A 14,044-nucleotide genomic window follows, 5' to 3' on the forward strand; every position below is an offset into this window, starting at 1 on the left:
TTATCCCAAAAGCCGCTGTCTCACAATTTCATAAGCCAATACTCCCGCAGCCACGGAAGCATTCAGGGAATCAATATCACCTTTCATGGGTATGGATGCCACAAAGTCGCATTTCTCCTTAACCATACGGGATACGCCTTCCCCTTCATTTCCAATCACAAGACCGATCGGCCCTTTCAAATCAAGCTGGTACATGCTGGTGCCGCCCATATCTGCGCAGACAAACCACAGTCCTTCTTTTTTCAGCTCCTCTATGGTCCTGGCAATGTTGGTCACTCTCGCCACGGGCGTGTAATTCAGGGCTCCCGCTGAGGTGCGGGCAACGGTGGCGGTAAGGCCCACTGCTCTGTTTTTCGGTATGATCACTCCGTGGGCGCCTGCCAGATTGGCAGTACGGATGATTGCTCCCAGGTTGTGGGGATCTTCGATGTTGTCAAGGAGCACCACAAAGGGAGCCTCTCCCTTTTCCCTGGCCTTATTCAGAATATCATCCACTTCCGCGTAGTCATAGGCCGCTGTCATGGCAATGACTCCCTGGTGTTTTCCGGTCTCTGACATCTGGTCCAGACGCTCCTTTTTCACGAACCGCACCATGGTATCGTGCTTTTTCGCCTCTCTCAAAATTGTGCGGACAGGACCGTCCTCACATCGCTCCAGCACAAACAGCTTGTCCACCACGCGGCCTGAACGGAATGCCTCCAGCACTGCATTGCGGCCCTCTACTTTACTCTCCTGGAATTTCTCTTCCATCTGCTTCTCCTTCTTCCAAACCTGTTTTTATCAGCTCCAGCATTCTGTCCCACTGCTCCGTAAGATACAGATATCCCATCAGTGCCTCAAAACCGGTTGCTCTTCTGTAATCTGACATACTGGCATTTTTCGCCATGGTATAAGATTTCGCATTTCTGCCGCGCTTGAATACGGCTGCCTCCTCCTCTGTGAGATGCGGTTTCAGCTTCTCGATCATGGAGGACTGGGCAGAGGCCTTTACAAGCCTGCTTGCCCGGTTGTGCAGTTTATTCACCTGTGTATTGCCCTTTTCCACCAGTATGGTGCGGATCACCAGCTCGTAGATAGCGTCCCCGATATAAGCCAGGGTCAGGGGAGAATACGTTCTGATATCCGTATCCTCCAGACAGAACATGTCTTTTAACTTTCTTAAGCTCTCTTCCATTGTACACCTTCTCTTGTATCCTTCAGGATGATGCCCATGGAGGCAAGCTGGTCACGGATCTCATCTGCCCGCGCGAAATCTTTTGCTTTTCTGGCTGCCTGGCGCTCCTCGATCAGGCCTTCCACTACAGAGTCCAGCACTTCTTCTTTTTTATTCACGATCAGGCCAAGTACATCACACAGGCCTGTGATCTTGTCAAAGAGCAGTTTTACAAATGCTTTTGTGCTGCCGCTTCCCGCCTGGGTGTTGGTGAATTTTACAAGCTCAAAAACAGCCGCAATGGCATCTGCTGTATTGAAGTCATCTTCCATGGACTCCTCATATTTCTTCACAAGGCCTTCGATTTCCGGAAGCTGCGCCTTTTCCGCCTCCGTAAGCTCTTCATCCCGGGCATTTTCAAGCAGATGCTTTAACTGGTCCACGCAGGTCACAATACGGTCCAGCGCATTCTTGGAAGCCTCCATCAGCTCGGCGCTGAAGTTTAAAGGACTTCTGTAATGGGCATTCAGCATGAAAAAGCGCAGTACCTGCAGGTCATATTTCTCGCCGATCTCACGGACCGTGAAGAAATTGCCCAGAGATTTTGACATCTTTCTGTTATCAATGTTCAGAAATGCATTGTGCATCCAGTATTTTGCAAAGATTTTGCCGTTGCAGCACTCAGACTGGGCAATTTCATTCTCGTGGTGCGGGAATACCAGGTCCTCACCACCTGCGTGGATATCAATCTCCTCGCCCAGATATTTTTTAGACATGACAGAGCACTCAATGTGCCAGCCCGGCCTTCCCTCACTCCAGGGTGATACCCAGTAAGGCTCCCCTTCTTTTTTCGGCTTCCAGAGAACAAAGTCAAGGGGATCTTCCTTCTGGTCCTCCCCTGATACCTGGATAGAACGGAATCCTGACTGCAGGTCATCCAGATTCTTGTGGGAGAGTTTTCCATACTCGCTGAAATTCTTTACCCGGAAGTAGACAGTGCCGTTCACCGCATAGGCAAATCCTTTGTCAATGAGCGTCTGGATCATGTCGATCATGCCGTCGATCTCCTGGGTTGCCAGGGGATGTGTGGTGGCAGGCTTTACATTCATATCAGCCATATCCTTTTTGCACTCTTTGATGTAGCGCTCGGAGATCTCTTCCGCAGGTACACCCTCCTCGATGGCTTTTGCAATGATCTTGTCATCCACATCCGTGAAATTGGATACATAGTTTACTTCATATCCCTTGTACTCCATATATCTCCTCACTGTGTCAAAGACGATCATGGGTCTGGCATTTCCGATGTGGATAAAATTGTATACGGTAGGGCCGCACACATACATTTTTACTTTTCCTTCCTCCAGGGGAACGAAGTCTTCTTTTCTCTTTGTCAGGGTATTGTAAATCTTCATGTCTCTACTCCTTTTCTTCTATTAATTCCTGAAGTTCGTATTCCAGCTTCTGCAGCTTTGACTTCAGGTGTTCATTCTCACTCTGCAGTTTTCTGATATCCTCCAGTACCGGGTCAGGCAGATGAACCTGGTCCATATCACTTCTTGGCACTTTCTGGTTCTCCCGCTTCACAATACGGCCCGGAACACCGACTACGGTACAGTTGGGAGGAATCTCCTCCAGCACTACGCTTCCCGCACCGATTTTGGAATTTTCCCCAATGGTGAAGGAGCCCAGTATTTTCGCCCCGGCACTTACCATCACATTGTCCTTCAGGGTGGGATGGCGCTTGCCGGTCTCTTTGCCGGTACCGCCCAGGGTCACGCCCTGGTAAAGCGTCACATTGTTGCCTATGACTGTTGTCTCACCGATGATAACACCGGTGCCGTGGTCAATAAACAGTCCCTTTCCTATTTTTGCCCCGGGATGGATTTCAATACCTGTTTTTCTGGCTGCCCTCTGGGAAATCCATCTGGCAAGGAAATAGTGGCCTTTTTCATAGAGCTTATGCGCCCTTCTATACTGGATCATGACCCGGAAACTGGGATACAGAAGGACTTCCAGCGGCGTTTTGATGGCCGGGTCCCTTTCCCGGATAACCTGAAATTCTTCTTTTATATGTTTGACAAATCCCATGGTTTATTTCCTTTCTATGGTAAATATGGAATAAAAAACGCCTCTATATGGCTGTTACTGCCATATAGAGACGAAGAAATCACTCCGCGGTTCCACTCTATTTGAGGACATCAGTCCCCCGCTCACACCTTTAACGCAGGTACACGGACCTTCCCGTATGACAGGCAGGTCAGCTCCCGGATGCACTTTCACCTTTTCCTTTTCGGACAGCTCTCAGCCGGTGACTGTCCTTCTCTGTAAAAATTCCCAGGTTACTCTTTCCGTTCACAGCTTTTTCCATATCTTTCTCTAGTTTATGCATAAATGGACTGTTTGTCAATGGATTTTTTCACTTTACGTTTTCTCTTGCCATCAGCAGACTGGTAAAGGAATCTGCCGGCATAGGTCTTGCATAGTAATAGCCCTGTCCGTATTCACATCCCACAGAGCGCAGAAAATCTCCCTGCTCCTTCGTCTCGATACCCTCTGCAATGGTGCGCATGCCCAGTTTTTTTGCCATGCGTACCAGGGAGGCAAGGATCTCAGGGCCTCTGCCGGAGATCCCCTGGTCTTCCAGGAATTTCATGTCCATTTTCAGGATATCCACAGGCACATCCTTCAGCATGTTCAGAGAGGAATATCCGCTCCCGAAATCATCCATCAGCACCTGGAACCCGTAGTTCTGCAGTTCCTTCATGGCTGCCAGAAGCTGCTGGGGATTGTCCGTATAGGCACTCTCCGTAATCTCCAGCCGCATCATCTGCGGCTCCAGCCGGTACCTTTCTGTCAGGTCTATGATGCTTCTGCAGAGATTGGGATCATAGAACTCCAGCCTGGATACATTTACAGACACCGGAATGTTTCTTAAGCCGCGGCGCCTGAGCTCCATCATGTTCCTGCAGACTTCCTCCCTGATGTAGGCGTCCAGCTTGATGATAAAGCCATTATGCTCAAAAAACGGAATGAAAAATCCGGGCGATACCATACCCTTTTCCGGATGGTTCCACCGCACCAGCGCCTCAGCGCTCACCACATCTCCTGTGTTCAGGTCCACCACCGGCTGGTAATAAACCTCGAACTGCCTCTGGAGGAGCGCCTCCTCCATGGAGTTGGTAAGCTGCTGCTCACTTAAAACGACCTGATGGAGCTCGTCATTGTACACTGCGTAAGCACGGTTTGAATTTCCCTTGACTGTACGCAGGGCCAGGTTTGCCCTGTCACACATGAGATCCACGGACATGCCCCTGTCCTCTATGGTGTAAACCCCGTAATAGAGATTGATCTTCTGCTCTATCTTCACAGACGCCAGGCTTTTCTCCATCTGGTCCCGCACCTGCTGCAGCTCCTCTGTCCCTGCCGGAAGGCATACGGCAAAATGGTCTGCCTCCAGTCTTCCGTAGGTCCCCTTACTTTTCAGGCATTTCTGAAGCCCCTCGGCAATCAGAAGCAGTATCCTGTCTCCCATAAAATTGCCGTAAAGCTCGTTGATCACCTTAAAGCGCTCAATATCAAACTGCACCATATTGTAGGTCCCCTCAGGATTCTGTCTCAGGAAATCCGCGGTCTTCCGACAGAAAGTGGAGCGGTTATAAAGGCCTGTGAGGGCATCATGATCCAGCAGGTACCTGAGCTCCTCATTCTTCTGCTCAATGAGAAGTTCATTCTCCCTGCTCTCCGTCACGTCGATATTCACGATGCGGAAGACAGGTACCCCGTCCTCCACCTTGTATTTCAGGGCATTCAGACTGAACCACCGAAGGCTTTTGTCCTTTCTTCTCACCTGATGGACCAGGGAGATCCTGTCATTACTGTCCTTGTTTTCCCGCAGCCGGTTAAGAATATATTCTGTATCGCCGCCAACCCACAGAGCAGTCAGATCACTGCTGAATTTCTCCTGGAACTCCTCCCTGTCATAGCCGAACTGCCGGCAGAATCCGTCATTAAAATACTCCACCTGCACCTTATCCGTCACCTTCCAGACACCAATGCCGCCCGGGACAGAGTCGATCAGGGAGTTCAATTCATTCCTGGTCTCAAAAAGGGCATTTTCCAGCCGTTTCCGCTCCAGAATATGCTTAACCACAATATTTTCTACACGCTTTTTTACCACCATGGCCCGGTACGGCTTGTTGATAAAATCGTCCGCCCCAAGCAACAGGGCCCGCTCCTCCGAATTTTCCTTCTCTGAAGTTGCCATGATGACCGGAATACCCGAAAGTGTCTCCTCCTCCTTCATGGTTTTCAGGACCTCGAACCCGTCCATGCGCGGCATGACAATATCCAACAGGACAACATCCACCGGCTGGCTGCGAAGGATCTCCATGGCTTCCACTCCGTCTGCAGCCTGAAGAATGCTGTACTCGTCATCAAAGATATTCTCCAGGAGCGCTCTGTTCAATTCTACGTCATCTGCAATCAGCATGGTCTTTTCTCTCTGCATCTGTTTATAACCCTTCCTCGTTTTTCTCCTGTCTGTTCTCAAAAGCTTTTGGTGCCCTGCAGAATCTTTCTATCATATCCTGCATCTTCTCTGCAGTCCTCACTATCTTTTATTATAGCTCACAGTACGCCTGCAAACAAGATTTTTCCGGACAAAAACGGGTACAAAATCCTGCGATTCTGCACCCGTTTCTTACAAGAGGCTGATTTTTGTATTTTTATTTTCAAGGAAGGCTGTTCAAATCACAAAACTTAGCAGATGCCCTGAGCGAGCATTGCTTCTGCAACTTTTTCAAATCCGGCTGCGTTGGCACCGACTACATAGTTGCCCTCGTGGCCGTATTTCTTAGCTGCATCTACCATGTTGTGGCAGATGTTAACCATGATGCCCTGTAATTTTGCATCCACTTCTTCAAAGCTCCAGCTCAGACGCTCGCTGTTCTGGGACATCTCAAGTGCGGATGTGGCAACACCGCCTGCATTGGCAGCTTTGCCCGGTGCGAAGATAATGCCGTTCTCCTGCAGATATTCGGTAGCTTCCAGTGTGGTAGGCATGTTGGCGCCCTCGCATACTGCAAAGCATCCGTTAGCTGCCAACTGTTTTGCATCCTCAAGCTGCAGCTCGTTCTGTGTCGCGCAAGGAAGGGCAACATCCACTTTTACGCTCCACACACCTCTGCCCTCGTGGTATTCTGCATTCGGTCTGTAGTTCTTGTACTCCGTCAGACGGGCACGTTTTACTTCTTTGATCTCTTTTAACGCTGCCAGGTCAATGCCTTCGGGATCATAGATCCAGCCTGCGGAGTCGGAGCAGGTCACCGGTTTTGCACCTAACTGGTATGCTTTTTCAATAGCGTAAATGGCAACATTTCCTGCGCCGGATACAGCAACGGTCTTGCCGGCCAGCTCTTTGCCGTTTAATTTCAGCAGCTCTTCTGTCAGGTATAACAGACCGTATCCCGTAGCCTGTGTTCTCACCAGGGAACCGCCGTATGTGAGGCCCTTTCCTGTGAGAACGCCTTCGTAAGCGTTGCGGATTCTCTTATACTGGCCGAACATATAGCCGATTTCTCTTGCGCCTACACCGATATCACCTGCAGGTACGTCAGTGTCTGCACCGATGTGTCTGTACAGCTCTGTCATGAAGCTCTGGCAGAATGCCATAACCTCTCTGTCTGATTTTCCTTTCGGATCAAAATCAGAACCGCCTTTGCCGCCGCCGATGGGAAGTCCGGTGAGTGAGTTTTTGAAAATCTGCTCAAATCCCAGGAACTTGATGATTCCCAGATATACGGACGGATGGAAACGGAGACCACCCTTGTACGGTCCGATGGCACTGTTGAACTGTACGCGGTAACCTTTGTTCACCTGCACATTGCCGTTGTCATCTACCCACGGTACACGGAACATGATCACGCGCTCCGGCTCAACCAGACGCTCCAGCAGTGCTTCTCTGCGGTACTTTTCTTCGTTTGCTTCAACAACAGGTTTCAGGGACTCCAGGACCTCTCTGACAGCCTGATGGAATTCCGGTTCACCTGGATTTTTCTTAACTACTGATTCAATTACCTCATCTACGTATGACATGACGATCCTCCTATAGTGATATGTGTAAAACTTATGTAGGTTATTATAAAACCTGTTGCCAGATTTTGCAAGTTTTATTTTTAGTTCCTGCAGATTTTTTCATAAATTTTACTTTTTCCGGACTTTTCCAAAGAAAAGTGAATCTTTCTTTCGTGAAAGTGTCATATACTTCTTCTATTTAAAGTGATTTATTTGTAGCGTATTGACAATACAAAACAAATGTCAGATTCTGGTCGTCCACTCTGAGCAGTCCCATACCTTGGAAACCAGGCCGTCATAGAACTCCGGCTCGTGGCATACCATGAGGATCGTCCCTTTATATTCCTTTAGGGCGCGCTTTAATTCTGCCTTGGCATCCGCGTCCAGATGGTTGGTAGGCTCATCCAGAAGCAGCAGGTTTGTCTCCCTGTTCAAAATCTTGCAGAGGCGGACCTTGGCCTGCTCCCCGCCGCTCAGTACCCGCACCAGGCTCTCGATATGCTTTGTGGTCAGACCGCATTTTGCCAGGGCTGCTCTCACCTCATACTGGGTATAGGCGGGGAACTCCTCCCAGATTTCCTCAATGCAGGTACGTTTATTTCCCTGGGGCATCTCCTGCTCAAAATAGCCAATCTCCAGATAATCACCCAGATGTACTTTGCCGGACAGCGCGGGGATCAGGCCCAGAATACTCTTAAGAAGTGTGGTCTTGCCGATGCCGTTGGCACCCACAAGGGCAATCTTCTCTCCCCTCTCCACCGTGAGAGTCAAAGGCTTTGACAGCGGCTCTTCGTAGCCGATCACCAGCTCTTTTGTCTCCACCACAAAACGGCTGGGTGTCCTGGCTGTCAGAAAATGAAATTCCGGCTTCGGCTTTTCCTTTGCCAGCTCAATGACATCCATCTTATCCAGCTTCTTCTGCCTGGACATGGCCATGTTTCTGGTAGCCACACGGGCTTTATTGCGGGCAACAAAATCCTTCAGCTCACTGATTTCCTGCTGCTGCCTTTGGTATGCCGCCTCAAGCTGGGCCTTCTTCACTGCGTAGACCTCCTGGAAGTGGTCATAATCCCCCACATACCGGTTAAGCTGCTGATTGTCCATATGATAGATAAGGTTCACCACCTGATTCAAAAAGGGGATGTCATGGGAAATGAGGATGAACGCATTCTCATATTCCTGGAGATACCGTTTCAGCCATTCAATGTGCACCTCGTCCAGATAGTTGGTTGGCTCATCCAACAGCAGAATGTCCGGTTTTTCCAGCAGCAGCTTGCCCAGAAGCACCTTGGTCCTCTGTCCGCCGCTCAAATCCGTCACATCCTTGTCCAGCCCGATGTCTGAAAGTCCCAGTGCCCTTCCCACTTCCTCCACCTTGGAGTCTATGATATAAAAATCGTGCATGGTGAGCATATCCTGGATGGTGCCCAGCTCCTCCATCATTTGGTTCAGCTCCTCCTCAGAGGCGTCCCCCATACGGTCGCAGATGGAATTCATATTCTCCTCCATCTCAAAAAGCCAGGCAAATGCGGATTTCAGCACATCACGGATGGTCATGCCTTTTTCCAGCACGGTGTGCTGGTCCAGATAGCCAACCCGGACATTCTTCGCCCACTCGATCTTACCCTCATCGGGCATCAGTTTGTTGGTGATGATATTCATGAAAGTGGATTTTCCCTCCCCATTGGCACCCACAAGGCCAATATGCTCGCCTTTTAAAAGGCGGAAAGATACGTCCTGAAAAATAGCCCTGTCACCGAAGCCGTGGGACAGATGTTCTACGTTTAAAATACTCATGTTTCCTGATCCTCTCCTGTTGTTTATTACTGCCGCTGGCAGCATCCGCCGCAGCCGCCGCCTGTGCGGTCATCCGGCATCAAATCCCTTGCGTCAGTCAGCGCGCAGATGGCCTGGGCAGAAATCCCCTCGCCGGCTCCCGTGAAGCCGAGTCCCTCCTCTGTGGTCGCTTTTATATTGACCTGGTTTGTCTCCAGATGCAGGACCTCCGCGATGTTCTCTGTCATTTTATCTATATGGGGCAGCATCTTGGGCTTCTGCGCGATGATGGTGGCATCAATATTATTGATCACATACATGTTTTCTTCCAGAAGCTTTCCCACATGCGCCAGCAGTTTCATACTGGATGCCCCCTTGTATTTTGGGTCCGTGTCCGGAAAATGCCTGCCGATATCATGAAGGGCCGCAGCGCCCAAAAGTGCGTCCATAACGGCATGCAGCAGCACATCCGCGTCGGAATGCCCCAGAAGTCCCTTCTCCCAGGGAATCTTCACGCCTCCAAGTATCAAATCCCTTCCCTCTACCAGTTTGTGTACATCATATCCCATACCTACACGTATCATAGTGGTTCTCCTTTCCCGCGGTCGTTTTATCTGTTCTGCGGACAGACTGCCCGCATGCTCGATTTGTAACTATCCGGCCCTGCGCTTGTCTGCGCAGATTTCGGCCATACGCAAAGTATAACAGATAAGCTGTCTGCATGACAAGGCCGTTCTGTACATGGCCAAAAAGAGGCAGAATACCGCTTTTTTGGATATTCTGCCTCTTTTCCTCATTCTGTTCTATGAAATGTCTGTTTCTTGCTGTTCAGCCCTCTGCAGTCTGTGTGCATGCTCCGAACGCCTACTCTATTCCTGTCACTTCATAGCCTGCATCCGCAACCGCTTTTTTCAGTGCGTCCCTGGATACGCCTTCGCCTGCTTCCACATACGCAGCTTTGTCCTCCAGGCTTACCTCTGTCTTAGTCACACCCTCCACTGCGTTCAGGGCTTTTGTCACTGCTGCCTGGCAGTGCGGGCACATCATTCCTTCGATTTTCATGGTGATCATATTGGTTTCCTCCTTATTTTCCGGCAGTGTTCTGCCTTTATTTGCTGTGTTGACGGTTTCTGTCTGTTCTTTTTTGACGGGTTTCTTCAGTACATGGAAGAAGCGGAGCCGCAGGGCATTGGTCACAACGAAAAAGCTGCTGAGACTCATAGCCGCCGCGCCGAACATGGGACTTAGCTTTAACCCAAACATGGGATAGAGAAGTCCTGCCGCCAGCGGGATTCCGCAGGCGTTATAGAAAAATGCCCAGAACAGATTCTGTTTAATATTGCGGATCACCGCTTTACTAAGGCCCACGGCGGTCACCACATCCAGAAGATCACTCTTCATCAGCACAATATCTGCGCTCTCAATGGCTACGTCCGTACCTGCGCCGATGGCGATTCCCACATCAGCTCTGGCAAGCGCGGGGGCATCGTTGATTCCGTCGCCTACCATGGCCACTGTCCTTCCGCCCTCCTGAAGCCTTGCCACTTCCCGTTCCTTGTCCTGAGGCAGTACCTCGGCAATGACGGTATCTATATCCAGCTGCCGTTTGATGGCCTCTGCAGTCCTTTTATTGTCCCCTGTGAGCATGATGACCTCTATGCCCAGCTTCTTCATCTCCCGGATGGCCTGGGCGCTTGTCTCCTTCACCACATCGGCGGCGGCGATGATGCCCAGGATTTCCTTTTCGTCAAAGAACAGAAGCGGTGTCTTGCCCTCCTCTGCCAGGCGTTCCATGTCACGCGCCTGCGTCTCTGTGGCAAGTCCCTTTTCCCCGGCGAACTTTTCATTACCTGCAAAGTACAGTTTTCCGTTTATCTCTGCCTGCACGCCCCGGCCTGATATGGCAAGGAAGTTCTCCGCTCTGGCAGCTTTTATCCCTTGTGCTCCGGCTCTTTCAAGAATCGCCTCTGCCAGGGGATGTTCACTTTTTTCTTCCAGGGCAGCCGCCACTTGAAGGAGCTCCTCTTCTGTCCGTTTATTTGGAAGGATATCGGTCACCTGGGGTTTGCCCTGGGTGATCGTGCCTGTTTTATCCAGCACCACGCTCTTTATATTGTGGGTGATCTCCAGTGCCTCCCCGGATTTGATAAGAATTCCGTTTTCCGCGCCTTTTCCCGTTCCCACCATGATGGCAACCGGTGTCGCCAGTCCCAGTGCGCAGGGACAGGAGATGACCAGCACGGCAATGGCGCAGGAGAGTGCAAATTCAAAGGTGGCCCCCGCAATGATCCAGGCAGCCGCTGTGATCAGCGCGATTCCCATGACCACCGGCACAAAAATACCTGCTATCTTATCCGCAATCTTGGCAATGGGCGCTTTGCTGGAACTGGCCTCCTCCACCAGGCGGATGATCTGGGAAAAGGTGGTGTCATCCCCTACCTTTGTTCCCCGGAAACGGATAAATCCCGCCTTGTTCATGGTCGCTGCTATCACGGTATCTCCCACGTTCTTCTCCACGGGAATGCTCTCCCCTGTGATGGCGGCCTCATCCACGCTGGTGCTGCCCTCGATTATAATGCCGTCAGCGGGAATGCTGCTGCCCGGTTTTACGATAAAGATATCGCCGGCCACAGCCTCCTCAGCCGGAATCTCTATCTGACGGCCGTCACGTTCCACAACAGCCGTTTTTGGTGCCATATCCATCAGTTTCCGGATCGCCTCGCTGGTCTTTCCTTTGGAACGGGCCTCCAGGTATTTTCCCACATTGATAAATGCCAGGATCATCACGGCAGACTCAAAATAAAGGTCATGCCTGTACTGGTTCACCAAAGCGGTATCCTGCACGCCCAGGCCGTAGCCTATGCGGTATATGGCAAAGATGCCGTAAACCAAAGACGCGGTTGAGCCGATGGCAATCAGGGTATCCATATTGGGCGCCCCGTGCATTAAGGTGGAAAAGCCCTTTGTGTAATAAGCCCGGTTCACATATGCCACCGGAAGACATAAAAGGAACTGGGTCATGGCAAATCCCACCGCATTCTCAGGCCCGCTTAAGAATCCCGGCAGCGGCAGCCCTGCCATATGCCCCATGGAGACATACATAAGCGGGATCAGGAACAGGAAGGAAAGAATCATCCGGTTCTTCATCTCATGCATATGTTTTTCCACCGGTGACTCTCCCGGCTCAGCGGCATCTGCCCGGGATGTCTTTGTTTCGGAGACGTTTTGGGTCTTTTCTGCTGCCTTGTGATCTCCTGCGGCAGCGGCGCCGTAACCCGCGTGTTCCACCGCATTTTCTATATCCTGCACAGACAGGGCGGACTCATCGAAATCCACCTGCATGCTGTTTGTCAGCAGGTTTACGCTGACATCCTTCGTGCCGGGCAGCTTTCTGACACATTTCTCTACCCGGGACGAGCAGGCGGAACAGGTCATGCCTGTCACGTCAAATTTCTGTTTCATAATATTTCGCTCCCTTCCGCGTGCTCCCGTTACACTGCTGTACGGATTCCGACACGGCAGACCATGGCCTGCACGGAAACCGCAGCGGTATACGGGTTATTTTAATATTTTACCCAGCATAGTCACCAGTTCATCCACCTTTTCTTCTCTTTCCTCATCAGTGTCTGCATTTCGAATACAGTTTTTCAGATGGGCTGTGAGGATCTCCTTGTTCGCTTTGTTCAGAATGGCTTCTGTTGCCATGAGCTGCTGGGAAATGTCAATACAGTACCTGTCTTCCTCCACCATCTTCAGAATCCCGTCTATCTGCCCCCGGGCTGTTTTCAGAAGACGGCTGATCTTCGCTTTATCTGCCTGCATTTGCACAGCTCCTTTCCCTATGTGGACCTCCATTTTACCACTACACCCCTGGGGGGTGTTATCTCTTTCAAAAATACAATAACAAAAAACGGAGCAAAAGTCAACACTTTTACTCCATTTTCTTTCCTACGGCAGTATTTTATTTTAATGTTACTGTTCCCACGCTGCTGCCTCGTCACCATTTATTTCTTACTTTTTCCGCAAATCCCAGCATGTGATGGATTTTCAGCTCTGTGCCGTCATCCAGAACTGCTGTACCGTCGAAATGGCCGAACACCTGATGCTGGTCACTTAAGATAATTCCTGCCGAGGTATATGCCCTGCGGTCCAGGACCGGCGTGAAGGTCAGATCCAGCCTGTCATCTGAGGAGGTAAAGTACCAGGGTTTCAGATACTGCTCCCTGCCCTCCTTCTCCCCCGGAATATGGAACCTGACCTGTTCCAGTTTATGGGCGTGACCGTCATAGAACAGCATGTTTTCAGACGCTGCGGAGGTATCACCAAAACCATACCCCAGATTAAAGCCGAACACTTTACCGTCGATCCATCCATGCATGGCACTCCAGTACCAGGTGTTGCTGTAGGTCCAGACACCGCGTCCCCAGTCCAGAAGTCCGAAACTGTCCTCCGGGTTCAGGTAATGGCGGCGGCCTTTGTATTCCACTACGCCTCTGGCCCGCATGCCGATGATCTTCTGGTTGTAGTAGAACGCCTTCTCCTTCTCAAAAGGAGTGGCGATCACCATGCTGTCCTCCGGCTCCTTATCCAGGATGATTTTCATTCTGATCGGCTCATGGTCCTCAAAGTTCTTCATCCAGGCCCTCAAAACACGTCTGCCTTTCTCGACACGGAAGGAGAAATAACACTTTTTGTCGTGATATTTTGTCTCCCCGTATCCCGAATCCGGCGGCAGATTGGTCTTTCCCATAGGGAAAACCGTCATAGGGCTCACGGTCCGTTCTGTCCGGGCATCAAAGTCCAGAAAAGAAATGCTCATAAGCCCCATATAACTGTTGTCATCCACAGTCAGAGCCACCCCGAAATGAGAATTATGGATCAGATAGTAATCCCATTCCTTAATTCGGAAAGGATTGGCCTGAATCTTATCCCTGTCGTATTTTTTTACCAGTGACAGGGCATATCCGGCCTGCGCCAGATTTCCGTATTCGTCCAGCAGATTCCCGGGTTCCAGTTTTTTCTGCATACAAAATCCCCCTTTCA

General features: G+C 50.6%; 11 protein-coding genes and 1 other annotated feature. All 11 genes read right to left on the reverse strand.

All coding sequences use genetic code 11. The annotated features are described in order from the left end of the window. The 11 genes from rlmB to LC508_RS10375 all read right to left on the reverse strand — a co-directional run bounded on the left by rlmB (nt 1) and on the right by LC508_RS10375 (nt 14,027). Nucleotides 1-750, reverse strand: coding sequence for a 23S rRNA (guanosine(2251)-2'-O)-methyltransferase RlmB (gene rlmB, locus LC508_RS10325; RefSeq protein WP_033142581.1), 750 nt, complete (start codon nt 748-750; stop codon nt 1-3). Beyond that, entirely contained in the window at nt 725-1,174 is a 450-nt protein-coding gene (locus LC508_RS10330) for a Mini-ribonuclease 3 (protein WP_033142580.1), read from the reverse strand. The genes rlmB and LC508_RS10330 overlap by 26 nt, the downstream gene beginning before the upstream one ends. Continuing rightward, entirely contained in the window at nt 1,159-2,565 is a 1,407-nt protein-coding gene (cysS, locus tag LC508_RS10335; protein ID WP_033142579.1) for a cysteine--tRNA ligase, read from the reverse strand. The genes LC508_RS10330 and cysS overlap by 16 nt, the downstream gene beginning before the upstream one ends. A 4-nt stretch (nt 2,566-2,569) precedes the next feature. Then, the gene (epsC, locus tag LC508_RS10340; protein ID WP_103732416.1) at nt 2,570-3,241 is read right to left on the reverse strand and encodes a serine O-acetyltransferase EpsC; all 672 of its coding nucleotides are present in this window, start codon (nt 3,239-3,241) and stop codon (nt 2,570-2,572) included. Between the two features lie 63 nt (nt 3,242-3,304). Next, nucleotides 3,305-3,518, reverse strand: a binding site (T-box leader). Nucleotides 3,519-3,569: 51 nt separating this feature from the next. Then, nucleotides 3,570-5,660, reverse strand: a complete 2,091-nt coding sequence (locus LC508_RS10345) for a two-component system response regulator (RefSeq protein WP_033142577.1) — start codon at nt 5,658-5,660, stop codon at nt 3,570-3,572. A gap of 251 nt (nt 5,661-5,911) precedes the next feature. Beyond that, a complete protein-coding gene (gdhA, locus tag LC508_RS10350) occupies nt 5,912-7,246 on the reverse strand; it encodes an NADP-specific glutamate dehydrogenase (RefSeq protein ID WP_033142576.1) in 1,335 nt (444 codons plus the stop codon). A gap of 222 nt (nt 7,247-7,468) precedes the next feature. Beyond that, nucleotides 7,469-9,022, reverse strand: coding sequence for an ABC-F family ATP-binding cassette domain-containing protein (locus LC508_RS10355; protein ID WP_054352568.1), 1,554 nt, complete (start codon nt 9,020-9,022; stop codon nt 7,469-7,471). Nucleotides 9,023-9,048: 26 nt separating this feature from the next. Then, nucleotides 9,049-9,582 carry a 2-C-methyl-D-erythritol 2,4-cyclodiphosphate synthase gene (gene ispF / locus LC508_RS10360; protein WP_278308725.1) on the reverse strand — a complete coding sequence of 178 codons (534 nt, stop codon included), beginning with the start codon at nt 9,580-9,582 and terminating at the stop codon, nt 9,049-9,051. A gap of 283 nt (nt 9,583-9,865) precedes the next feature. Next, nucleotides 9,866-12,463 (reverse strand): heavy metal translocating P-type ATPase, encoded by a 2,598-nt coding sequence (locus LC508_RS10365; protein ID WP_103731292.1) that lies wholly within the window; start codon nt 12,461-12,463, stop codon nt 9,866-9,868. 96 nt (nt 12,464-12,559) lie between these two features. Next, nucleotides 12,560-12,823 (reverse strand): metal-sensing transcriptional repressor, encoded by a 264-nt coding sequence (locus LC508_RS10370; protein WP_033142572.1) that lies wholly within the window; start codon nt 12,821-12,823, stop codon nt 12,560-12,562. A gap of 175 nt (nt 12,824-12,998) precedes the next feature. Continuing rightward, entirely contained in the window at nt 12,999-14,027 is a 1,029-nt protein-coding gene (locus LC508_RS10375) for a DUF2804 domain-containing protein (protein WP_033142571.1), read from the reverse strand. Between the last annotated feature and the right edge of the window lie 17 nt (nt 14,028-14,044).

The sequence above is a fragment of the Blautia parvula genome (assembly GCF_020215665.1).
Taxonomy (GTDB): Bacteria; Bacillota; Clostridia; order Lachnospirales; family Lachnospiraceae; genus Blautia; species Blautia celeris.